This is a genomic window from Rhizobium sp. BR 362, assembly GCF_036528765.1.
In the GTDB taxonomy this organism is placed as follows: domain Bacteria; phylum Pseudomonadota; class Alphaproteobacteria; order Rhizobiales; family Rhizobiaceae; genus Rhizobium.
This window is the reverse complement of record NZ_JARWGH010000007.1, coordinates 303,063-325,203: the sequence shown is the minus strand read 5'-3', so window position 1 is coordinate 325,203 and position 22,141 is coordinate 303,063. Positions and strand designations below refer to the sequence as shown.

26 protein-coding genes and 1 pseudogene are annotated in these 22,141 nt (G+C 57.7%); 14 read left to right on the top strand and 13 right to left on the bottom strand.

What is annotated here, in order from left to right:
• Window positions 1-20: 20 nt before the first annotated feature.
• Window positions 21-782, bottom strand: a complete 762-nt coding sequence (locus tag QDY28_RS13685; protein ID WP_331382216.1) for a class II aldolase/adducin family protein — start codon at window positions 780-782, stop codon at window positions 21-23.
• On the bottom strand, window positions 779-1,915 hold the full coding sequence (locus QDY28_RS13680) for a TauD/TfdA family dioxygenase (protein ID WP_331382215.1): 1,137 nt from the start codon (window positions 1,913-1,915) through the stop codon (window positions 779-781). The genes QDY28_RS13685 and QDY28_RS13680 overlap by 4 nt, the downstream gene beginning before the upstream one ends.
• A 129-nt stretch (window positions 1,916-2,044) precedes the next feature.
• On the opposite strand from QDY28_RS13680, the gene QDY28_RS13675 reads away from it, so the two are divergent.
• Window positions 2,045-2,947, top strand: coding sequence for a LysR family transcriptional regulator (locus tag QDY28_RS13675; RefSeq protein ID WP_331382214.1), 903 nt, complete (start codon window positions 2,045-2,047; stop codon window positions 2,945-2,947).
• A gap of 81 nt (window positions 2,948-3,028) precedes the next feature.
• On the opposite strand, the gene fba is transcribed toward QDY28_RS13675, so the two are convergent.
• Both fba and QDY28_RS13665 read right to left on the bottom strand, forming a co-directional pair.
• Window positions 3,029-4,093 carry a class II fructose-bisphosphate aldolase gene (gene fba / locus QDY28_RS13670; protein WP_331382213.1) on the bottom strand — a complete coding sequence of 355 codons (1,065 nt, stop codon included), beginning with the start codon at window positions 4,091-4,093 and terminating at the stop codon, window positions 3,029-3,031.
• Between the two features lie 412 nt (window positions 4,094-4,505).
• Complete coding sequence (locus QDY28_RS13665; RefSeq protein WP_331382212.1) at window positions 4,506-4,715, bottom strand: hypothetical protein; 210 nt, start codon at window positions 4,713-4,715, stop codon at window positions 4,506-4,508.
• 138 nt (window positions 4,716-4,853) lie between these two features.
• Between QDY28_RS13665 and QDY28_RS13660 the strand changes: the two genes are divergently transcribed.
• The 3 genes from QDY28_RS13660 to QDY28_RS13650 all read left to right on the top strand — a co-directional run bounded on the left by QDY28_RS13660 (window position 4,854) and on the right by QDY28_RS13650 (window position 6,642).
• The gene (locus QDY28_RS13660; protein ID WP_425337579.1) at window positions 4,854-5,597 is read left to right on the top strand and encodes a LuxR family transcriptional regulator; all 744 of its coding nucleotides are present in this window, start codon (window positions 4,854-4,856) and stop codon (window positions 5,595-5,597) included.
• A 78-nt stretch (window positions 5,598-5,675) separates the two neighbouring features.
• On the top strand, window positions 5,676-6,341 hold the full coding sequence (locus tag QDY28_RS13655; protein WP_331382211.1) for an acyl-homoserine-lactone synthase: 666 nt from the start codon (window positions 5,676-5,678) through the stop codon (window positions 6,339-6,341).
• A 37-nt stretch (window positions 6,342-6,378) separates the two neighbouring features.
• A complete protein-coding gene (locus QDY28_RS13650) occupies window positions 6,379-6,642 on the top strand; it encodes a hypothetical protein (protein ID WP_331382210.1) in 264 nt (87 codons plus the stop codon).
• Window positions 6,643-6,909: 267 nt separating this feature from the next.
• Here QDY28_RS13650 and QDY28_RS13645 read toward each other — a convergent pair whose 3' ends face one another.
• The 3 genes and pseudogenes from QDY28_RS13645 to QDY28_RS13635 all read right to left on the bottom strand — a co-directional run bounded on the left by QDY28_RS13645 (window position 6,910) and on the right by QDY28_RS13635 (window position 8,516).
• Entirely contained in the window at window positions 6,910-7,116 is a 207-nt protein-coding gene (locus tag QDY28_RS13645; RefSeq protein ID WP_028750292.1) for a CsbD family protein, read from the bottom strand.
• 486 nt (window positions 7,117-7,602) lie between these two features.
• Complete coding sequence (locus QDY28_RS13640) at window positions 7,603-7,767, bottom strand: DUF1328 domain-containing protein (protein WP_331382209.1); 165 nt, start codon at window positions 7,765-7,767, stop codon at window positions 7,603-7,605.
• 168 nt (window positions 7,768-7,935) lie between these two features.
• Window positions 7,936-8,516: pseudogene (locus tag QDY28_RS13635) on the bottom strand (hypothetical protein).
• Between the two features lie 187 nt (window positions 8,517-8,703).
• Between QDY28_RS13635 and QDY28_RS13630 the strand changes: the two are divergent.
• Window positions 8,704-8,982, top strand: coding sequence for a hypothetical protein (locus tag QDY28_RS13630; RefSeq protein WP_331382208.1), 279 nt, complete (start codon window positions 8,704-8,706; stop codon window positions 8,980-8,982).
• Window positions 8,983-9,283: 301 nt separating this feature from the next.
• Here QDY28_RS13630 and QDY28_RS13625 read toward each other — a convergent pair whose 3' ends face one another.
• The 3 genes from QDY28_RS13625 to QDY28_RS13615 all read right to left on the bottom strand — a co-directional run bounded on the left by QDY28_RS13625 (window position 9,284) and on the right by QDY28_RS13615 (window position 11,602).
• Window positions 9,284-9,625: a DUF2934 domain-containing protein gene (locus QDY28_RS13625; protein ID WP_331382207.1), complete on the bottom strand. Its 342-nt coding sequence runs from the start codon at window positions 9,623-9,625 to the stop codon at window positions 9,284-9,286.
• 127 nt (window positions 9,626-9,752) lie between these two features.
• Window positions 9,753-10,562: a mechanosensitive ion channel family protein gene (locus tag QDY28_RS13620; protein WP_331382206.1), complete on the bottom strand. Its 810-nt coding sequence runs from the start codon at window positions 10,560-10,562 to the stop codon at window positions 9,753-9,755.
• A gap of 134 nt (window positions 10,563-10,696) precedes the next feature.
• Window positions 10,697-11,602 (bottom strand): hypothetical protein, encoded by a 906-nt coding sequence (locus tag QDY28_RS13615; protein ID WP_331382205.1) that lies wholly within the window; start codon window positions 11,600-11,602, stop codon window positions 10,697-10,699.
• An 841-nt stretch (window positions 11,603-12,443) separates the two neighbouring features.
• Here QDY28_RS13615 and QDY28_RS13610 point away from each other — a divergent pair.
• The 3 genes from QDY28_RS13610 to QDY28_RS13600 all read left to right on the top strand — a co-directional run bounded on the left by QDY28_RS13610 (window position 12,444) and on the right by QDY28_RS13600 (window position 14,225).
• Complete coding sequence (locus tag QDY28_RS13610; RefSeq protein ID WP_331382204.1) at window positions 12,444-12,629, top strand: hypothetical protein; 186 nt, start codon at window positions 12,444-12,446, stop codon at window positions 12,627-12,629.
• 238 nt (window positions 12,630-12,867) lie between these two features.
• A complete protein-coding gene (locus QDY28_RS13605) occupies window positions 12,868-13,452 on the top strand; it encodes an RBBP9/YdeN family alpha/beta hydrolase (RefSeq protein ID WP_331382203.1) in 585 nt (194 codons plus the stop codon).
• Between the two features lie 113 nt (window positions 13,453-13,565).
• Window positions 13,566-14,225 carry a peroxiredoxin gene (locus QDY28_RS13600; protein WP_331382202.1) on the top strand — a complete coding sequence of 220 codons (660 nt, stop codon included), beginning with the start codon at window positions 13,566-13,568 and terminating at the stop codon, window positions 14,223-14,225.
• A 328-nt stretch (window positions 14,226-14,553) separates the two neighbouring features.
• Here QDY28_RS13600 and QDY28_RS13595 read toward each other — a convergent pair whose 3' ends face one another.
• Window positions 14,554-15,444 (bottom strand): LysR family transcriptional regulator, encoded by an 891-nt coding sequence (locus QDY28_RS13595; RefSeq protein ID WP_331382201.1) that lies wholly within the window; start codon window positions 15,442-15,444, stop codon window positions 14,554-14,556.
• Window positions 15,445-15,559: 115 nt separating this feature from the next.
• Between QDY28_RS13595 and QDY28_RS13590 the strand changes: the two genes are divergently transcribed.
• The 5 genes from QDY28_RS13590 to QDY28_RS13570 all read left to right on the top strand — a co-directional run bounded on the left by QDY28_RS13590 (window position 15,560) and on the right by QDY28_RS13570 (window position 19,195).
• Window positions 15,560-16,237 (top strand): peroxiredoxin-like family protein, encoded by a 678-nt coding sequence (locus QDY28_RS13590; RefSeq protein WP_331382200.1) that lies wholly within the window; start codon window positions 15,560-15,562, stop codon window positions 16,235-16,237.
• A gap of 81 nt (window positions 16,238-16,318) precedes the next feature.
• Window positions 16,319-17,719, top strand: coding sequence for an FAD-dependent oxidoreductase (locus QDY28_RS13585; RefSeq protein ID WP_331382199.1), 1,401 nt, complete (start codon window positions 16,319-16,321; stop codon window positions 17,717-17,719).
• 195 nt (window positions 17,720-17,914) lie between these two features.
• Window positions 17,915-18,229 carry a DUF982 domain-containing protein gene (locus QDY28_RS13580; RefSeq protein ID WP_331382198.1) on the top strand — a complete coding sequence of 105 codons (315 nt, stop codon included), beginning with the start codon at window positions 17,915-17,917 and terminating at the stop codon, window positions 18,227-18,229.
• Window positions 18,230-18,361: 132 nt separating this feature from the next.
• Window positions 18,362-18,592, top strand: a complete 231-nt coding sequence (locus tag QDY28_RS13575) for a hypothetical protein (protein WP_028750278.1) — start codon at window positions 18,362-18,364, stop codon at window positions 18,590-18,592.
• 111 nt (window positions 18,593-18,703) lie between these two features.
• Window positions 18,704-19,195, top strand: a complete 492-nt coding sequence (locus QDY28_RS13570; RefSeq protein WP_331382245.1) for a DUF4142 domain-containing protein — start codon at window positions 18,704-18,706, stop codon at window positions 19,193-19,195.
• A 21-nt stretch (window positions 19,196-19,216) separates the two neighbouring features.
• On the opposite strand, the gene QDY28_RS13565 is transcribed toward QDY28_RS13570, so the two are convergent.
• The gene (locus tag QDY28_RS13565; protein ID WP_331382197.1) at window positions 19,217-19,657 is read right to left on the bottom strand and encodes a MarR family winged helix-turn-helix transcriptional regulator; all 441 of its coding nucleotides are present in this window, start codon (window positions 19,655-19,657) and stop codon (window positions 19,217-19,219) included.
• A 283-nt stretch (window positions 19,658-19,940) separates the two neighbouring features.
• Here QDY28_RS13565 and QDY28_RS13560 point away from each other — a divergent pair, with 283 nt between their 5' ends.
• Window positions 19,941-20,774 (top strand): alpha/beta fold hydrolase, encoded by an 834-nt coding sequence (locus QDY28_RS13560; RefSeq protein ID WP_331382244.1) that lies wholly within the window; start codon window positions 19,941-19,943, stop codon window positions 20,772-20,774.
• Between the two features lie 135 nt (window positions 20,775-20,909).
• Here QDY28_RS13560 and QDY28_RS13555 read toward each other — a convergent pair whose 3' ends face one another.
• Window positions 20,910-21,941, bottom strand: coding sequence for an aldo/keto reductase (locus QDY28_RS13555; RefSeq protein ID WP_331382196.1), 1,032 nt, complete (start codon window positions 21,939-21,941; stop codon window positions 20,910-20,912).
• Window positions 21,942-22,141: the final 200 nt, after the last annotated feature.

The following is a 22,141-nucleotide window of genomic DNA, read 5'->3' as shown; positions in this document are numbered from 1 at the left end:
AGCTTCTGTCTCCGCTTACCCTATTCTTTGTAGGACGCGTCGCTGCGGTCGAGCGTCGATTTGAGGTAATCGAAATGTGCGATCGCCATGCCTTTGTAGGCATGCCAGCCTTCCGCGGTCCTGCGGGCGACGCCATCGGACAGGATGTTCAATGCCTGGCCGCTGGCATAGGCTAACATCAGGGTTTTCGCAGCCTTCTCGAAGAAATAGAGATCTTCGAATGCCTCTGCCACGGTATCGCCGGTGCAGGTCACGCCGTGGTTCCCCATCATCAGCGTCTTGTTGCTGCCGAGAGATCGAGCCAGCCTTTCGCCTTCCTCGGCATCATCGGCGATCCCTCCGAAACCGAGATCGATGCCGAGCCTGCCGAAGAAGCGCGCCGTATTGTTATCGATCGGCTTCATTGACGGATCCTTGAGGGTGGAAAGTGCCGTCGCATAGGGCGGATGGCAGTGGAGCAGTACGCGGACCGCGGGGCATTCGCGATGAATTGTACCATGAACAGTCCAGGCAGATGGATCTGGTGCATTTTCGCGATTCATAACCGTCCGATCATCCGCATCGAGCAACAAGAGATCGCTTGCCCGGATCGCCCCGAAATGTTTCCACTTCGGGTTCATCAGGAACTGTTTGCCATCAGCCGACACGGCGGCGCTGAAGTGATTGCCGACGGATTCGCTCCAGCCGAATTCGACGCAGAGGCGAAAGGCGGCCGCCAGATCGATCCGCAATTGCGCGAGATCATCGTCGGCAATATCGGTAAAGAAAGTCTGTCCGTTCATTTGAACCGTCCTTCGGATGTCAGCGCGCGATAGGTGCTACGCATCTCGCCGCGATCGGCGTAGCAGCCGCGAAGATAGCGTTCACCGCTGGTTGCTGAATAGGCTGCCCGCCCGTGCACGATGCGGTGATTGTCGAAGACGATGCATTCCGTCGCCTTCAACGTGAAGCGCATGAGGTACTTGTCGGATTGCAACATGCGGCCGAAGCGGCAGAAGGCCGGATAATACCGATCCAGAAAAGTCTGCGGCAGGTCGAATATATCGGCCATGTGCTGGCTGATGGTGACGCCGGACACCTCGCCGTGCTCGTCCAGTTCGATCACCCTTTGACGGGAGCGCACATCATAGGTGTCGTGCTCACAGTAGTAGGGGATTTCCGTCTCCGTCAGGAGCTTGAAGTCTATTGGAAACTCCTTCTTCAGATCGTTCGCGACCGCGGCGCCATCGAGAAAGAGATTCCTGCCTCCCTCGACGCTGTTGGCCCGGCAATGCAGGAACTGCATGCCCGGCGCCATTTCTTCGGCAGGAGTGTCGGTATGCAGTTCCAGGGCCTTTGCCGTATAGGCAAGGTTTGTCGGCTTGATATGCGTGCGCACGTCAAAATAATCGCCGAAGAATGTCGGGCGTACATGCCCCATCAGGCGCACCAGCTCTGTCAGTCCCTCGTTGCTGTCGGGCATGTCCGTCACGATCGCGACGCCTTCGACAATGAGTGCCTCCAGCCATTTGGCGACGATGGATTTGTCGGCCAGAAGCTCCGGCTGTGAGAACCTGGCAATGGCCGAATAATGATCGGAATACCATGGCCGTCGCGGAAGGTCTGCGGGATCATGCCGGCGCTTGCCGCTGCTATACTGCGCCAGCAGGCTCAGCGGATAACGGCTCTTGTGCCCGTCTCCCGTCCAGATGATTTCCAGAGCATCTTCGACCACGGCGGCCTGCTCCGGTGCGGGTGCATCATCAAGATGGAAGATGTCGAACACGCGCTCGCGCGTCTGGCTGTCGAACGATGTCGGGCAATTGTCCCGCAGCCAATAGTAATTGAAATAGCTCGCCGTCCCATCCGACAGGTGAAGATGAAGACCTTGGTCGGCCAATCTTACCGGGGGTTCGTTCAAAAGTCTCGTACCCATCCTACCCTCTCCCAGCTTATGTTAACAACCGGCTTTCATCTCGAAAGGTCCTTATTCGTGGACAATAGAGCGGGTAATCGCTAATCTGAAGATCGAAAAAAATACACCTGGTATAACACAGGGATTATATTGGACGCTCGTCTGCCACCCCTTCGATTGCTGACTGTCTTCGAGACCGTGCTGCGGACCGGCAGCGTCCAGAAGGCTGCGTCGGATCTGAATGTTACGCAACCGGCCGTGAGCCAGGCGCTCAAGGCGCTTGAAGACTACGTCGGCACGCGCCTGCTTGACCGCAGTAAGCGCCCGGCAGCGCTTACGGAGGCGGGCAGAATTCTACAGGCCGGCGTTTCGGAAGGACTCGGGCGCATTGCGGAGGCCTTCCTGCAGATACGCTCGCTCCAGAGTGCCGCCGAACACTCCGTCACCGTCGCCTGCAGCGTCGGCACGGCGACCTACTGGCTCATGCCGCGGCTGGCGGATTTTTACAGTGCGCACCAGAACGTCGCAGTGAACGTGCTGACGACGGCCGGCGCGCCGGAGTTCCAGCCCGGCGTTGATCTTGTGATCCGCTACGGCACGGGCAGGTGGACAGACGGCCGAAGCATTAAGCTCTTTGACGAAAGGGTCGTTCCCGTCTGCAGTCCGGCTGTCGCTGAGCGGATCGAAGCCGACGGGGGCCTGTCCACCGCGACCTTGCTGCATGTCAGAAGCGACGACAATAGCTGGCTGACCTGGAAGGATTATCTCAGCCTCAATGGATTGCCCGAAAATCGGGCGCTAGGCCGCTATTTCACCAACTATGTTCAGGCGACGCAGGCTGCGTTGTCAGGGCAGGGCGTCCTGCTCGGATGGGAGTCGAATGCGGGAGATCTCGTTCGTGAGGGGAGGCTCGTGGTGTTTGGCGCGACTGCCTATTATCCCAAGGAAGCCTTCTTCCTCGTTTCTCCCATAGTGCCGGAGTGCGGGGCAGCGGTGCGGCTTCTGACGGAGTGGATCGTCGGTCTTGGAAACGGCGCGGGCGCTTCGGCCTGACAGGCGGCCATCCGCATACACGAAAGAGATTGTCCACAAAGCCTGCCACCTGCGGCAGGCTTTGTGGACCGACATTCGCTTTTACGAAAAGACCGGGTCGAGCGCGCCGGACTTATAGCGCTTGGCCATTTCCGCGACAGAAAGCGGTCGAATGCGGGCCGCGTGCCCTGCCGTTCCGAACTGCTCGAACCGCTCCTTGCAAAGCTTCGTCAGCGCCGCCATGGCCGGCTTCATATATTTACGCGGGTCGAATTCGCTCGGGTCTTCCTGCAACACGCGCCGAATCTGGCCGGTCATCGCCATGCGGCCATCCGTGTCGATGTTGATCTTGCGAACGCCGTTCTTGATGCCGCGCTGAATTTCTTCGACCGGCACGCCCCAGGTTGGCTTCATCTGGCCGCCGTATTTGTTGATGATCTCCTGAAGCTCCTCCGGAACGGAAGAGGAGCCGTGCATCACCAGATGCGTATTCGGCAATTTGCGATGGATCTCTTCGATCACATTCATCGCAAGCACCTTGCCGTCGGGCTTGCGCGAGAACTTGTAGGCGCCATGCGAGGTGCCCATAGCGATCGCCAGGGCATCGACCTTCGTCTCCCGCACGAATTTGACCGCCTCGTCGGGGTTGGTGAGAAGCTGGTCATGCGAGAGCTTGCCTTCGGCGCCGTGGCCGTCCTCGGCCTCGCCCATGCCGGTCTCCAGCGAGCCGAGCACCCCGAGCTCCCCTTCCACCGAGATGCCGCCGAGATGCGCCATATCGGCGACCATTTTCGTCACGTCGACATTATATTCCCAATCTGCCGGCGTTTTGGCGTCGGCTTTCAGAGAACCGTCCATCATCACCGAAGTGAAGCCGGCTTGAATGGCTGTCATGCAACTGGACGGATCGTTGCCGTGATCCAGATGCACGCACAGTGGGATGTGAGGATAGATCTCGGCGACGGCATCCATCATGTGCTTCAGCATGATGTCGTTGGCATAGGCTCTGGCACCGCGCGATGCCTGCATGATCACGGGCGCGTTGACAGCATCGGCCGCCTCCATGATGGCGAGCGCCTGTTCCATGTTGTTGATATTGAATGCGGGTACGCCATAGCCATGTTCTGCTGCGTCATCGAGCAACTGCCTCAACGTGATGCGTGCCATTCAAGCTCTCTCCCTTTGCCATTGTGAGCGACTGCGATCATTTCGATATTTGTCGGGATGTCATTTGCGATTGCACCGGAGGGGTGGCTTTAGGTCTGGCCGGATGCGTCGATGTCAGAAACCTCCCGGAAAATTATAGAAGGGCATAACATCCCATCAAAATTCATAACAGCCTTAACTAACAAGATCACATAATTTGTGACGCTTTGCTCGGTATCGTGAGGAATGGCGGAGAATTCGGGCGCTTTTTCGCAGGCCCTGGACCAGGTGGCGGCGGCTCAACGTTCAGAGCTGCTAAAAGCAATCTTCGGGTTATCGGAATAGGAGGAGGCTCCGAGCGCCGGTTGAAAGTCGCTCGGCCGGGGTGCCGGGCAGCAGGCCTCGTTCAATCGGCCCAGCGGCGACAACGTTTCTATCGGAAAAAAGAAGGGACTGGATCGATCGTCTCGGGGGATAGAGCTCGATAGACCCGAATCCAAAATAGCGCTTCGCTGGTCCGTTGGCTTCGTTCGGCGATCAGAGCTCGTATCAACGCTTCCGAGCCGGCCATATCGTGCCAGCTCGTTTTCAATCCGATCGCAGCTTGGCTCACCGCCTCCTCGGCTTCGTCCACTTGGCCCATTTTTTTGGCCCATCTCCCTCACCTTACGTGAGGATACACGATTGGCTTCGTTAACGTCATTCCCCTCATATGTGGGGATGCTCTTGTTTGTGGAACCAATCTCGCGGTAAGATAGTAACGAAGCTGGGGTGACGCATGATGCGGGGAACGTCCGACAACCCAAGGTTTGAGCACGCTTTCAATGAGATCAAAGCGGCGCCTAATGTTGACACCGCCATTCGGTCTCTGCAGGCGGCATATCACGTCGATTACGTGACTTACCATCTTGCCCAGACCATCATGGATACGATCGACGCGCCATTTGTTCGTACCACCTATCCCGATTCCTGGGTCTCCCGATATCTTCTCAACGGTTACGTCAAGATTGATCCCGTCGTGAGGGAAGGTTTTCTGCGTCAACTTCCGTTCGACTGGAGCGAGGTGGAGCCGACGCCGGAGGCTTACGCGCTCTTGGTCGACGCACAGAAGCATGGTCTTGGCGGCAATGGTTACTCCATTCCCGTGGCCGACAAGGCCAGACGCCGGTCGTTGCTTTCGATCAATTCCGGTTTGCCGCCCGATAGGTGGCAAGAATTAGTTGCCAGTTGCCGAGAGGAATGGACGGAACTGGCGCATCTCATCCATGGCAAAGCAGTGCAGGAACTCTACGGCGAACATGACCCCGTGCCATCCTTGAGCCCAAGGGAAATCGAATGCCTGCATTGGACAGCGCTTGGCAAGGACTACAAAGACATCGCGCTGATCCTCGACATTTCCGAACATACCACGCGCGATTATCTAAAGACGGCACGGTTCAAGCTGGGCTGCGCCACTCTCTCGGCAGCCACGACCAAAGCAGTCCAGCTTCGCATCATCACTCCCCTGACAAATCCCCTCAAATGAGGGGCTCCATTTGCGGGATTTCCCACTATGGTTTTCCGGCCCATTCTTGCCTTACGACAGCAACTGTTGGAGGCGAAAATGTTCATAGTTATTCAGGCACATGAATATCATAAATATGCGAACATCCTCGATCAGATGTTCCGCCTTCGTAAGAAAATCTTTGCGGACACGCTCGGCTGGGACGTAACCGTCGTCGGCCCTTACGAACGCGATAGCTATGATGCTCTCGGCCCCGCCTATCTCGTCTGGTGCGACGAACGGCGTATCCGGTTCTACGGCGGGATACGGCTCATGCCAACAACAGGGCCAACGCTTCTCTATGACGTCTTCAGAGACACGTTTCCGGCTGCAACCGATCTCGTTGCACCGGGGATTTGGGAAGGAACGCGCATGTGTATCGACGAAGCTGCCATCGCGAATGATTTTCCCGACATCGATGCCGGCCGGGCATTCAGTCTGTTGTTGCTCGCACTTTGCGAATGCGCCCTCGATCACGGTATCCACACGATGATTTCCAACTACGAACCCTATCTCAAGAGGGTGTACAAGCGGGCAGGCGCCGAAGTCGACGAACTTGGCCGCAGCGACGGATACGGGAGATATCCCGTTTGCTGTGGCGCTTTCGAGGTCTCGCCGCGTGTCCTTGCGAATATGCGGCGCATGCTCAAAGTCTCGGCTCCGCTCTATGTCCGTCCCCAGCCAAAGCGATCCGTTACGACCCGACTGTTGGACATCGCGGCGTGAGAAACGTGACCTTCGTGTTTCGAATTAGGAGGCGCTCATGTCCGAAGACGATAGTCTGAGAGTACGTGAATTTGTCAGAATGTTCAGGCTGATCTCCTCGGCGAAGGAGGCAGCCGAAGCGCTACAGCTTCGCAACCTTGTCCATCTGACGAATATGGCGTTGCTGCAGGTGGCACTCGACTGGGATGGTCTGGACCCCGAACGTGATCCGGATATCGATCTCGGAGGGCTCGTTCGAGAGAAGGCGCGGATCGCGATGAGGAGCGGCAGGGAGAACCTGCTCGTTCTACCCCATCCCTGACGACCGGGGCTAGAGAGCCTCGCTTGCAGGTGGAATGACCTGCATGCGGATAAGATGCTCTACCGCCGAAAGACTGGAGCGCCGTTTGTGCGTTCGAATAACATACGGTGCACGAGGAGCGAGTATTCAATAAGTTTCAGTCTGCGCGTCGGCGCCGATCCCTGCGCAAACAGCCTACGGGGCAGGGAAGGGGTTGGCATCGAATATAGCGAACGAGTGAAAAGGAAAGCCCCGCCGAAGCAGGGCAGTACTTCCATATGAGAGCTATCAGTGCCAGGTCTGGCGATTGTACCAGGCGTCGATATCGCGCCGGGCTCGGTCTCTTTCTAACCCGTAGCGTTCCTGAATTTTGCCCTCGAGCTGATCTAAGCGACCGTCGATTTGATCAAGGTCGTCATCCGTGAGTTTGCCCCACTGCTCCTTGACCTTGCCTTTGAACTGTTTCCAGTTTCCTTCGACTCTGTGCCAATCCATGATTTTGTCCTCGCTATCTCGTTTGCTGACGAAGGGATAACGCAGGTTCGTTGTCTTTGTTCGGGAAAAAGGCTCGCTGCAAGCGGGGAAAATGCCAGGCCGAGTTTGCTTAGGAGCATCGGCGGAGGTGTGCCGCAAGCCTCTTAAAATTGACCCAGGAAGAAGTTGTTGTCGATCGAGCGCCCGGCGTGCTCGCCCTGGCTATTGAATTATCATTTAGCTCACCACGATCGGATGGGGCTTTTTCGTTCTGTGGAATCGAGCCTGTCGCACGAAGTCTTTAGGCCCGCCGCGATGCTGGGCAAGCACGCGACGGGCCAGGGCATCGCTGCTTGGTTCATGCGACACCCGGTGGCGCCCCCCTGCCACCCGCGTCCAAACCAATAGGATATGGGAAAGTTCCAGCGAGTTTTTAGAAAACTCGGCTAAAGAACTGCACCCTATACGAAAGGCGTAGTTCCCTAGCCGAGCCATTGTTTCTTGGTGTTATGGTCGCCGGACGACTTGCATAACCAGCGAGACGACGAACAAAACCAAGAAGATGAAGAATAGAAATTGCGCGATAGAAGCAGAAGCGCCTGCGATACCCCCGAATCCGAGAACACCGGCAATCACCGCCACAACCAAAAACACGAGAGCATAGTAGAGCATCGTGGTCTCCTTTCGATTGATGTAGAAGATAACGGAGCGCCACGATATTGGTTCCGAACCATCATGCCATAGCCAATCTAACCCTCGAAGTTTGGCTATGGCACCGATCGTTCAAACTACGCATATGAATGCCGGCGATGAACTGGCGAGAGGACAACTATACGCTGGCTATCCAAATTCCACGGCATTCTGGAATGATCTGTCGCCCTCATGGGGTTCTGGGGGTTCGGCCGCCTGAAGGTAGAATTTGACAGGCGCCGTCAGAACGAACCAAATACTTGCTCCGAACAAAAAATACGCGCCGACGGCGTCGGCCGAGCCGGCGAAAAACGGAAGGCAGGCGGACATGAACAGAACAGTCATTCTCACCGACCATTCTGCTTCTCGTTTGGCGAATGCATGTGTTCTGAGGCGCGCATATTCACGCAGACCATATAGATCGGCTTTTTTCATCGAGCAGAGGAGCTTCCAAACGGAAGGAAGCGCAAGCATGATGAGAGCCGAAACGCTGACGAGAAGCCCCGAGCCGTGTAGAAAATGTTCAGCGGCAATCAAAAGAAACAGGAGCACAGCTAGGTGCCAAGCCGGTTCGAGCCGCTCTGGAGGCTGACCGGAATAAATATGCCAGCTTCGCAGCCAATTGGCTGCGCCATCGAGCAGGGGTTGATCGATGTAACGATTGATCCATTCCATTTGTAAGTCGTCCCATTGCCGGAGGAGAAGGGAACACCACGCAATTCGGTCATCATCGTGGCAATACCAGTAATAACCAACGAACGACTGTGACGGCAGGCGCCTCTGGCGACCGGAACTTCATGAATAGTCTGCCGTTTATAGCCATCTCTTATCGGAGGACATCATGCAATTCACCGATATAGGCACGGCGTTATATTACGCGGCCGCTATAGTGGAATTCATTGGGGAAGGAGTCCAACCTTGAACACCGCCAACCTACAGCTCGAAGGTCTTCTCACCGCTATCGCTTCGATCAATGCCCTTCTTGTCGATAGCGGCATCGTTTCCCGCGGCGAAATGCAGCAGGCCTTGGAACGTGCACAACAGGGCGTCAATGGCGAGGCCCGGGGACTTTCAGAAGCCAATCGAAAGGCCATGCTCTTTCCGATCCGCCTCCTGCTGCTTGCCAATGAGGACTCGGATTTGGGGAAATCCAGGACATTTGCCGAATATGCAGAGGCAGTCGGGAAATCATCCTGACGAATGCTCGATGCCTGAGACATGACCGAGGAAAACCGAGGACTCCTGCCGCCGCGGCGAGAGAGTTTGCGGAAAGGCTGGGTTCGTTTGCCGACAAACGAGCGTCCGCGTCGCCATTTGTCAATATGCGGGGAGGCGAGCGGTCGGAACGCGCCCGGGCCGATAGCGACACTCGCGCAACGAGCCACCGCGGTCTTGCCGGAGGCAAACGCACAGGGACCGGAGGGTAAGCTCGGCCGCTTACGACGAACGAGCATGAGGCTGCGGTCGGGCCAGCGATGAAAGGGGCCGTATTGTCGTTCTAAGGCTGCTCTCGCGTGCCTGGAGCAGCCGTGCGTATGTCGGCGTCTTCCAGATCGCTTTTTACCAGGAAAGTGTCGGTATGTTCGCTGGCAGCTTCCCTCAGTGCATCCAATTTCGGCACGTCGTCGCCCTCGATCTCGGCTTTATCAAGGTGAAACTCACCATTGATCTGCCTTTCGGCACGTTCCCAGTGCTCAAGATGTCGACCTTCCTGTCTGCCTTCGTTCTCCCAGATGGCGTATGCCCGCTCTCTGATTTCCTTTTCGAGGTCTCTCGTTGCCGGCTCCGTCGCTTGTGTTTCATCGGCTGGTGGCGAATTGGTGGATATGTCATCTGCCATCGGTCATCTCCTTTTCGCCTACAATCGACATGAAGGGCGTATGTTCCCTGACCATGCCGGCCTTTTGCTCATTCACAGCAAATTCCTGCGGCGGCACATCACGGACTGACGCAAACGCATCCGCGGTTTACTTGAGCATGATGCCCTTGGCAGAAAGGCCCCGACGGAGCCGCTCGATCACGGAGTGGCGTGTCTCAGACCATTCCCTGGTTTTTGCCCAGTATTCGATCATCAACACGGTCTTGTCGGCGGTAAGATCGTCCGAATAGACACGAGTGGGCTGATCCTTTCGCACCCGTTCGTCCGATGTGACAAGCTCCAGGATCGCCTGCGTCGCAACGTCGATATCCACATCGTTACCGACGGCGACCGACAGTTGCTGGCGCCGGCTGACTTCGCGGCTGTGATTTTTGATCGGTGTATTCCAGAGCGTGGAATTCGGAGCCATCAAGTAGAGGCCGTCGGCCGTCTTCATTTCGGTTGCGAACAAGCCTATTTCCAGGATCCGTCCCTCGACGTTGGTAGTCTCGATATACTCACCCACACGCAGTGGCCTTAGCACCAGCAGCATGATGCCGGCTGCAATGTTTTGAAGCGTACCTTGCAGTGCCAAGCCGATTGCCAGGCCTGCGGCGCCGAGAGCGGCAACAATCGACGCGGTCTGAATGCCGAATTGTGCCAGCACGGCGACGAAGACAAAAATGAGGATGCCATAGTGGAGGACGCTTTCGAAAAAGCGAGCCAGGGTCTCATCGATCCCATGTATTCTCGACAGACCTTGGTAGGCCCATCGGCTCAAAGCTCCGGACAGGATCCAGCCGCCGATGAGAAGAATGACGGCGCCGAGAATGGAGAAGCTGTATTGTACAATCAGTGCCGCCGCTTGGCTGAAAGCGGCGCGCGCGGCAAGAATAAGGTTGACCGGCTGATTTTCCATTGGAAAAGCATCCTTTCAAGATAGTGCTGATATAATTTGGTCGGAAATAGTCCGTTGCCCCCGTTTTCAACCGGGGGATTGCCGTTTCTGCCGAGACGAAGGTCATGCCCTGAACCATATCGGGGATGGCGATGTCAAAGCCGGGTTCTGATGAGATCTTCTTCCTCATCACGCTGTCGTCCGCCCAGGGCGGCTGCGGCAGAGGCAATGAACGCGCCGACAATCAACGACAAGGAGCCAAGCAAGGTTGTCGTGACGGCTGTTTTGCGTGCTTGCTCCGCAGTCTTTTGTGCGGCCGTCTTGGCATCATCGATCCGCTTCAATACGGCATCAACGCGCGCCTTGGCATCCGCCTCGGATAGGCCGGTTCTCGATGCGACGATCGTTGCCAGATAATTCTTGTCGTCATCGGAAATCTGGCCTTGAGCCGCGCCATTGAGCAATATGCGCGAAATCTCCGCAGCCGACGCATTTTCGTCGGCGGTGTTCCGCGTGCGGTTTTGTTCGGGACGAAGCAGCACATCGGTAAAATAGGCGGTGGCGAGATTGGCCGGCCCATCGGAAGAAGCGGCAGCCGCCGTTCCGGCGATGCCTGCGGTCGTTGCGGCCGTGCTGACGGCCTGTGCACCGGCGCCCGCCAGAGAGGTGAGCGAGGAGGCCAGAAAACCCGCGACGAAGATCGTGGCCAATGCCCAGCTTATAAAGCCATGGGCCGTATCGCGGAAGAAGACCTCATCGGTATGGATGGCGGCCCATTTGGTGCGAAGTCGGCCGGTGAGATAGCCGCCGAACGCTGACGATAGCCATTGCACCACCACCAGCCAGATCGCTGCGGTAACGCCGATCGAACCTGCCGACGCGCTTTGACCCGACCAGGGAGACACCATGGTGAGCCCCACGCCGGAGCCGAGCAGAAGTAAAATGAGAGTGATTCCCGTGGCCGCCACGGCACCGCCGATAATGGGCCCCCAGGAAATTGCCGAACTGGAGGATTCGACCGGAGCCAGGGAGGCTTCGGGCCTGTTCATGGAGACGGACATCATCGCCTCCTATCGCATGAAGAGAACAAGAAGGATGACGATCGGCAGGGGGATGCCGAGAAGCCAAAGAAGAATACCGCGACCCATGATGAGACCTCCGTATCAAGCGACTGCTTTGGGATATGCAGCGGTTGAACGCAGGCTAGAGACCTTTGTTCCGTCACGGTAAAAACCTAATGGTAAAGCAATGAATTAGTCCGAAAACGACAATCTTCGCATGCAGAACTTCACACTCGCGATCCATAGGGCTGCGAGGTTCAAAACAGTATGGTGCCGAGGTCAAAGCCATTTTGTTGGGCGGCAATGCGCACAACGCCGAACCCTTCATGGGCGCTGGCAGGCTGATTCTTCATTGAAAGATGAAGATGTCCGGCTTTCGCTGCGTGTGGAATATGCGCGGTTCAGAACATGAAAAGAACTCGCAGCCGTCTGGCGGATAGCAGCGAGCTCTCTTCATTCAGTCCGCCGCAAAGCAGTCATCTGTCCGCTTTATGGCTGCACGAAATTCTTCGACTCAGCACCGCCCCGAATTCCGCTGAATACTTGCCACATGCCGGGGCTTCCAAATAGTCGCTAATATGTATTAGCGCTTTCGGTCCGATCGGATGACCGGGCGGATGATGTAATCAGCCTGGGGTGCGCCCACATCGCAAAGCGCGGAGCTTGTTCTGGCTTTCACAGCGGAGGTCGAGAACAGATTTCCGCTTTTCCATGCAAGGAAAGATGGTCGTTCCTTTTTATCTACTATTTTTATAGGGAATATATGCGAGTAGCCTCGGCCGTTGGCTCAAGGTTCCGTTCTTGCGTCAGAAGGCACGGGTTAACGAGATGGAGGAATCGCATGAAATTCGATTTCATCAGCCGCCTGCAGATAGTCTTCAGCCGTCTTGTGCTCCACCGGGCGGGCAAGCCAGGCGCTACAAGGATAAACGTCGAACGAACGATCCCGCTGGATGACGGCTGCGATCCATCCGCGCGCGAGTACGAGCTCTACTATTGGTGCTCCACGCCAGCACCCTGGTATTGAGAGGAAACAGCTTATGGCGCTAGCCTTCGATCTGCGGCAACCGGTCGTGAGACGGTTGCCGAGCGGCATTCGATCCCATCTCGTTTATGGTGTCGAAGTTTGCTCCGTTGTCTCATCCTTCCTATTTTTGTTCGCCTTTGTGGCGGGAGTATTCTGATGCTCCCCCCCTGTATTTCGGATCGCTTGCATGGGGCAGTCGGTCCGCCGCCTATCGGCGCGGCGTAATGATGGGCATGCAATGAGCAGAGTGTTGATCTTGCCGGGCCTGTTCGGATCGGGCGAGGGGCATTGGCAGCGCTACTGGCTGCAGGATCAGCCGGATGGACGCCTGGTGGATCAGGAGGATTGGGATCATCCGAACCTTCGCGACTGGATGGCGAGGCTTGATGCAGCGCTGGAAGAGGTGGGGGAGGCCTATATCGTGGCCCACAGCCTCGGCTGCCTGCTGGCGGCGCAGCTTGCGGATCGACCGACGGCACGCCGCGTCAAAGGCGCGCTGCTCGTCGCGCCCTGTGATCTTCCGGCGACCGAGGCGCTTCATGCGGGGCATATTTCTTTCGGGACCATGCCCACCGCGACCTTGCCTTTTCCCAGCCTGACGGTCGGCAGCCTGAACGACATATACATGACACTTGACCGCCTTACGATGTTCGGGCACCTCTGGAATTCCGATATCCGAAATATCGGCCTTGCGGGCCATATCAATATTGCCAGCGGCTTCGGGCGCTGGCCGAGTGGGTATGGGCTGCTGGAGATGCTGAAGGCGCGAGCGAGACATCGGAGACCGCGAATGTCGACCACTGCGGCTGCCGCGACCGCCTAAAAGGAGGACTTTTCTTCGGATGCATTAGACGGCATCCTGCGGTAGATTTTAACCCAACGTTCGTCGCCAACAAGCCTTGCCAAAAACGACGAGCACTATCTGGAGGACCCACCATGAGCCTGCGTATCAATGATATCGCGCCTGACTTTACCGCCGACACGACCCGCGGACCGATCCGGTTTCATGACTGGATCGGCGATGGCTGGGCAGTGCTGTTCTCCCATCCCAAGAATTTCACACCGGTTTGCACGACCGAGCTCGGGGCAATGGCAGGCCTTGAGCAGGATTTCGCCAACCGCGGCGTCAAGATCATCGGCATTTCTGTCGATCCGGTCGAGAGCCACAGCAAGTGGAAGGGCGACATCAAGACGGCGACCGGATTCGACGTCGAATACCCGCTGATCGGCGACAAGGATCTCAACGTCGCCAAGCTCTATGACATGCTGCCGGCCGGCGCCGGCGATAGCTCGGAAGGCCGCACGCCCGCCGACAACGCCACCGTGCGCTCGGTCTTCGTCATCGGTCCGGACAAGAAGATCAAGCTCATCCTCACCTATCCGATGACGACGGGCCGCAACTTCAATGAAATCCTGCGCGCCATCGACTCCATTCAATTGACGGCGAAGCATCAGGTCGCCACGCCAGCGAACTGGCAGCAGGGCGAGGATGTCATCATCACGGCCGCGGTATCCAACGAAGACGCCATCACGCGCTTCGGCTCGTTCGATACGGTTCTGCCCTACCTTCGCAAAACGAAGCAGCCGTCAGCCTAAATCGCCTACATCCGGGAACGCTGGCTTGGGCTGAGCCGCGTTCCCGCTCCGTCAATTGATCATTGCCGTGCGGACTTCGCGCTTAAAGTTCTTGTTTAACAGAAGCACATCTAGTTAAGTCATTATCACAAACGAATTTTCGATTCGCGATATCACCGATTGATGTCGGATGGAAAGGTGCCCGGAGCAGACAGCGCCGATTTCGCTCGCCTCGCAAAGGCCAAAGGTGTAACCCATGTCTCCGGTATGATCTGTCGCCCTTCTCTCGGGAAGGACAAAGTCTCAAGGCGCACTCGCAAGGTGTGAAATCCTGGTGCGGTATTCAGTCCTAAAGTTCGGACCGCAGCGCATTTGCCAGATATTCAGTGAGCGCCCGCGCCTTGTGGGATGGCTGATGACCACCCGGAAAGACCGCATAGGCGTCAACGGGATTCAAGCTGTAGTCGCTGAGAACGGGCATGAGACGGCCCGCGGCAAGCTCGGTGCGGCACATCCATAACGAAACGAGGGCTAATCCCAGGCCTTCGACTGCGCAGGCAATCAGGCCGCTGGCGGAACTCACGCGGACCCGCCCGTTCACGGCGACGGAGGTCACGGTATCGCCGTGCTTGAACGACCAGCTTTCGGTGTGGGGATCGGACGGCCCCCTCAGGCAATCATGTTGGGCAAGCTCGGCGGGCGTGGTCGGAGCACCGCGCCTGGCCAGATAATCAGGCGATGCAACAATGAGGCGCCTTGCGCTGGCGAGCCGGCGCGCGACGAAGCTCGAATCCGGTTGCCGGCCGAGGCGCAACGCCATATCGACCCCTTCGGCGACCAGATCCTCAAAGCGATCTGCCATCAGCATATCGATCGTGAGCGCCGGATGCCGCTCGAGAAACGGCCGAAGCAGAGGTGCGATTTCGCGAGTGCCGAAGGCGACGGGCAAAGCAAGGCGTAGCACGCCTGACAAACTGTCGGCTCCTCGCGCGGCGCTCTCCGCTTCGTCTAGCCCGCTGAGGATATCCTTTGCCTGCTTGAAGAAAACGCGGCCGGCATCGGTGGGCATCAGCTTCCGCGTCGTTCGCAGCAAAAGCTTGACGCCGATCCGCTCCTCCAGCTCGGCAATGTTGCGCGACACCGAAGGTTGAGACACGCCGAACTCCCGCGCGGCCTTGGAAAAGCTGCCCGCTTCGACGGCACGCACGAAAAGGGTCAATTGCTGAAGCCGATCACTCATACAACCAGCGTATAAATCATATCCCGCATCAATGAATACCCTCTTCCTGTCGAATGGAGCATCTTTTGACTGCGCGATCGGCATGCTCTGATCTGCAAAGGCAAGGATCATCGCCATGTCGCTTCAGGGTCGTCTCGACGCTTTTAAAAATGATTTCGAGTCCGGCAATCCGCCTTGCAACATTCCGCGCGCCATCATCGATGCTTTCCATCGCTCAACGGTAGCCCTGATTGCGACAGGACAGGCGGAGTGGGCGTTGCGGGCGGGCGACGTCGCTCCCAACTTCACGCTCGAAGGCGCAGATCGAACCCTGGTCAGCCTTTCGGACTTGCTCGCCAAAGGCTCCGCGGTACTGACCTTCTATCGCGGCGCATGGTGTCCTTACTGTAACCTGGAACTTTCGGCTTTGCAGGAAGCTCTGCCCGAGATTGTCGCCCGCAGCGCCAGCCTCGTCGCCATCTCGCCGCAGACTGCTCCCAACAGCCGAAAGTCTATTCGTCAGCACAATTTGACTTTCCCTATGCTGAATGATCCCGGCAACGAGCTGGCTGCAAAATTCGGACTTCGCTGGAAGCTGTCCGACGAGATGATCGGCGTCCATAAGAGCCTTGGTGTTGACCTCGAGACCTTCAACGGCAACAACTCGTGGACCCTCCCCATGCCCGCCCGTTACATCATCGACCGCGACGGCGTGATCGCCTTTTCCGAAATCAACCCTGATTATACCAAGCGCCCAGATCCGTCGGAACTTCTGCCGACGCTCGATCTTCTGGCGGGCCGGCGTGCCGCCTAGCATCCACTTCATTGCGCTCGGGCCCCAATGGCGGCGATTTGATTTGCAGCAGTTTCAATGATCTCTGAAGGAGGAGACTCTATGTATAATCCAGAACATTTCGATACCCTCATCCTCGGGAGCGGGCAGGGTGGCAAGTTGCTTGCCTGGAACTTGGCCCGTTCAGGGCAGAAGGTTGCCGTTGTGGAGCGGCGTTGGATCGGGGGCTCTTGTCCCGCCGTCGCCTGTCTGCCCAGCAAGAACGAAATCTGGAGCGCCAGGGTCGCACATGTCGTGCAGAATGCCGCGCAGTTCGGTACGATCGCGGGCCCCGCAAAGATCGATATGGCCAGGGTGCGCCAACGCAAACAGGAAATGATCGATCGCGAGATCGCCTTTCACCTGAATGCCTATAAGACCAGCGGCGCCGAGCTGATCATGGGAAGCGGTCGGTTCGTCGCTCCCAAAACCATCGAAGTGGCGCTGAATGACGGCGGCACACGTTTGCTGACGGGCAACGAGGTCGTTGTCAATGTCGGCTCCCATGCCGCCATCCCGAACATTCCCGGCATCGAGGCTGCGCGCGCGCTCACCCATATCGAAGCACTGGAACTCGACTATATTCCTGCGCATCTGCTGGTACTCGGCGGTGGCTATGTTGGCGTCGAAATGGCCCAGGCCTACCGCCGTTTTGGCAGCCGTGTGACAATCATCGAGCCCGGCCCCCAATTGATGGGCCGGGAAGACGCCGATGTCGCCAAGGAAATGCTGCTCATACTGACGAACGAGGGCATTGACGTGCTGCTCGGGGTGGAACCAACCAATGTCCGTGGCCTTTCAGGCGATGAGGTGAGCATCACGTTGCGCACGGCTGCCGGCGAGCAGAGGATCGATGGCAGCGATCTCCTTGTTGCCGTCGGGCGCATTCCTAATACGGCTGACATCGGCTTGGAACAGGCCGGGATAGAGCTGAACGGTCGCGGTTTCATCCGCGTCACAGAGAGGCTGGAAACGACCGCCCCCGGCGTGTGGGCGATCGGCGAATGCGCCGGCAGTCCGCAGTTCACCCATGTCTCCGTCGATGACTTCAGGATCGTCAGGGACAATATGGCCGGCGGCAATCGCAGGACGGACGATCGGCTGATCCCCTATGTCGTGTTCACCGACCCGCCGCTTGCCCGTATCGGACTGAGTGAGGGCGAGGCGCAGCGCCAGGGCATTACAGTGCGGGTGGCAACACTGCCGATGAGCAATGTTTTGCGCACGGAAGCAACCGAGGAGACCGAGGGTTTCATGAAGGTGCTTGTCAGCGCCGAAGACGACCGCATTCTCGGCTTTACGATGATTGGTTCCGAGGCTGGCGAGGTCATGGCCGCCGTCCAGACCGCCATGTTGGGTGGGCTGCCTTACGCAAAGCTTCGCGATGCCGTTATCGTCCATCTGACGATCGCCGAAGGCCTCGGTCCGCTCCTGGAGAACGTCAGCCCGCGATCTCCGCGGTAATCAGGTCCCTTATTTGGCAAACAGCTTGGGACGGAGTGCCGCCCCAAGCTGTTTGCGGGTATGTTTATATTTTCAAGCAATCGCCTCAGAGACTAAGACCTCCAAATGCCACAAGTCCTCCCTTGAACATGAGGAGGACTGGACAATATTCATAGTCCAGGACGATTTCGGATGGCATTCGACGGGAGGAAGAAAATGTTAAGCAACGTTCCCTGGATACGGCCCGTCACCATTCGGTTGCAATGTGGTTTGGAGCGGAGTTTCTCAGGCGCATATGATGCGCTGGATTTCCTCGAAAACGAGTGGCCGGTCCGGCACGGCGAGCGGTATGAGCGCGCCGTCAAGACATGCCGCGGTGCGTTGAATGGCGTCATACCTTCGATGATTGCGCGTGAGGCGTTTGTCGCCGCTTGCCTGGAAGCGGATATGCCGGCGGTCATTTCTCCTCGCAAGACGATACCGCAGCCGGCCTCCGGATTTTCGCGGGCAGTGCGCTACAACAGAATTTGAGCAAACGGCTCCGCCTGAGGGCGGGGCTTGCAAGCTGCGGTATAGGCATAACCGTCAAGCGCCCAACGAATGGAGCAAATCTCTCCGGTTGGCGATGTCCGATATCATCGACGTTACAGGTTGGAGAAGACAATGCCTCCCGAAGAGATGGACGATGTGCTGAGAAAGCTGCCGCTCAGGATCGGTGCCTATGTGCCCGAGGACCTGCTGGAAGACTGGTTTGCTCCAGGGACCGGGATGAACCCGGTCAGCAAAGCGGCCCTCGATAATGCGGAAGCCTATGGCCGCCGCTTCGAATGCGAGTTCAAATATTATCCGGAACGCTATGAGGGCGTGTTTTGGAAGTTCGTGCCGGCGATGTAGGTCGGGCCGCGCCGTATTGAGAGCGCAATCATATCTCGCCCCGGCTTATCAGGCGCGAGAAAACGCCGCTCAAGTGGATAGTGCCGGATCGTTGAAACACGAGGTGTGGCGATGCAAACCAAATTAATCCTGGCGAGTGCAACAATAATAATCGGCTGCCTGGCAGCCTCATCGGCAATGGCAAAAAGCGACAAGCAGTTTTTAAGCGACGCGATCAAAGGCGACAATGCGGAAATCACGCTTGGTCAGTTGGCGGCTGAAAAAGGCGGAAGCGATGGCGTGCGCTCATTCGGGCAAACCTTGGTCACCGATCATCGCAAAGCGAAGGACGAAGCCGCCGCTCTCGCAGCAGACCTTGAAGTGAAAGTTTCCGAAGGCATCGCGGGAGATGCGCAACAAGAACTCGAGAAGCTGCAGCATTTGGCCGGCTCCGAATTCGACAAGGAGTTCGTGAGCTTCATGGTCATGGACCATGAGAAGGCTATCTCCGAGTTCAAGGAGAAAGCCGGCGAAGGCAACAGGCAGGTCCCCGAACTTGCCGCCAAGACTTTGCCGACATTGCAGAAGCACCTGGAACTCGCGCAATCTCTGTCAGGACGTTGAACGCACCAGATCGCGCGGCGGCTATTGCTCTCCCTCGAGCATGTCTTGGAGTTCCCGGACCTGCCCATTCAATGCTTCCAACTGCGCAGGCGTCATGCCCGAGCGTTCCATCAAGGTTTCGCCAAGACAGCGGCTGCGCGCGAACAGCTCGCGGCCTTGTCCCGTCAGCCAAACATGGACCTGGCGTTCATCGACCGTACTGCGCCGGCGTTCGACATGGCCCGCTTGTTCCAGACGCTGCACCGGGGGCGTAATCGTGCTCGATTCCAGTGAGAGCCGATCGGCAATCGCACCGACCGTCAGCCCATCATTCTCGCCCAACGTACATAAGACCAGGTATTGCGGATAGGTTATGCCCATTGAATCGAGCATTGGTTTGTACGTGCGGTTGATGGCGATGCTTGCCGAATACAGCGAAAAGCAAAGCTGATTGTTCAAGGCGAGGGGTTTGGGTTCAGACATGGGCATCTTCCAATTGAGGGCGTTATTCCCTTATCACAAAATGATATCGCGATAATTTTTTGTAGACAACGATTCAAAATGGATTTAGGCATGTCGATATCGCGATAATAAATCGCGCAACATAAAACTGATGGAGATTGAAATGAGCCAATCGATCAATCAAGCTACGCGCCGAGGTGTCATGACGACCGGACTCGGCCTGGCCGCTGCGGCGGCTGTCATGCCCTTCGCTCAAACCGCACAAGCCTCTCCCGTAAAACAGTCTTCGAAAGGTAAGGAAATCATGAGCAGCAGCACGATTACGACCAAGGACGGAGCGCAGATCTTCTATAAGGACTGGGGCACCGGTCAGCCGATCGTCTTTCATCACGGCTGGCCGCTGAGCGCCGACGACTGGGACGCGCAGATGCTGTTTTTCCTGAACCAGGGTTTCCGCGTCATTGCCCATGATCGCCGTGGCCATGGCCGCTCGAGCCAGACGGCGACCGGCAACGAAATGGATACCTATGCCGCCGACGTTGCAGCGCTGACGGCTCATCTGGACCTGAAGGGCGCTATTCACATCGGCCACTCGACCGGCGGCGGTGAAGCTGCTCGCTATGTGGCCCAATATGGCGGCAACGGTCGGGTTTCCAAGGCGGTTTTGATCGGTGCGGTCCCGCCGATCATGGTCAAGTCGGAGAAAAATCCTGGTGGCTTGCCGATCGAAGTGTTCGACGGCTTCCGCGCCGCGCTTGCCGCAAACCGCGCCCAGTTTTTCCACGATGTTCCAGCCGGCCCGTTCTACGGCTTCAATCGTCCGGGTGCGACCGTCTCGCAGGGCATCGTCGACAACTGGTGGCGTCAGGCCATGATGGGCGGCGCCAAGGCTCATTACGATTGCATCAAGGCCTTCTCGGAGACCGACTTCACCGAGGATCTGAAGAAGATCGATGTGCCCGTGCTGGTGATGCACGGCGATGACGACCAGATCGTGCCGATCGCGGATTCGGCGCTTCTGTCTTCCAAGCTGCTCAAGAACGCGACATTGAAGGTCTATAAGGGCTTCCCGCACGGCATGGCCACCACCCATGCTGATGTCATCAATGCCGATCTGCTTGCATTCTTGAAGGCGTAACGATCCCCCACAAAAATAGAACGCCCGCCGGAAGGCGGGCGCTCCATGAGCCAGGTGATGGCTGTTTCATACATTTCTATGCAGGCCTTCAAAAATGGCTGCAGAGAATCAATGCTCCTCCGCCGCCCGACCATATTATCGGCCGCCTTCAATCTTGCGGTGACGCTGGTTGGTGCCGCCCTTGCCGTAGGGATAATCCGCCGGCTGCGGTGCGCTCACTTCGTTGAGCCTGTTCATCTCCGCTGCTGACAGTATCAGTTCCGCCGCGCCGAGGTTGTCGGCAAGCTGCCGCGGCGTGCGGGCGCCGAGGATGACGGAGGTCACGTCGGGCCGTGCTACCGTCCAGGCGAGTGCCACCTGCGCCATGCTGACGCCCCGTGCCTTGGCGATCTCCTCAACGGCCTCGATGATTGCCCAGGTCCGTTCCTGTGCATTGCGCGCTGCGTAGGATTCGCTGCCGCGGTTCGGGTTTTCACCGAGGCGGGTTGCGCCGGTCGGCATCTGGTCACGTTTGTACTTGCCGGTCAGCCATCCGCCGCCGAGCGGCGACCAGGGCAGGAGGCCCATGCCCGCATCCTGGCAGGCGGCGACGATTTCAAGCTCGATATCTCGGACAAGCAAATTGTATTGCGGCTGAAGCGTAACCGGCCGTGTATAGCCGCGCGCCTTGGCGATTTCGACGGCCTTGGCGATATGCCAGCCGACATAATTGGAAAAACCATAATAGCCGATCTTGCCGGCGCAGACGGCATCGTCGAGGAAGCGCAGCGTCTCTTCGATCGGCGTCAGCGCGTCCCAGGCGTGCATCTGGTAGAGGTCGATATGTTCGATATCGAGACGCCGCAGCGAGTCATTGAGAGCCTGGTTGAGATGCCGCCGCGACAGACCGACATCATTCGGCCCGTTGCCCATCGGGAAGCGTCCCTTGGTGGCGATGACAGCCTGCCGCGCCTCGGTCGGGCGCGCTTTGAGCCAACGGCCAATGATCTCCTCCGACCTGCCGGCGCTGTAGACATCGGCTGTGTCGATAAAATTGCCGCCCCAAGCGAAATAGTCGTCCAGCAACCTGTGAGATGCCGCCTCGTCGGCCTCCGCGCCGAAGGTCATGGTGCCAAGACAATATGCCGTGACGACGGCCCCGCTGGGGCCAAGTTTGCGATAATCCATTCCTGCCTCCTCTGGTGAGCACCTGCACCCGGCCCGCAAAGCGGCCGACGGAGCGAGAGCCCGTGATCTATAGCGATGTCGTGCTTGAGATGGCCTCCGGCCACCGGATGACGTTCGGCGCCCCGCGCTCCAGCGCAGCGGCCGTGACGAAACCATAACCAATCATGCTGCCGTGACCAAGTGGGTTTGCAAAATAAGCT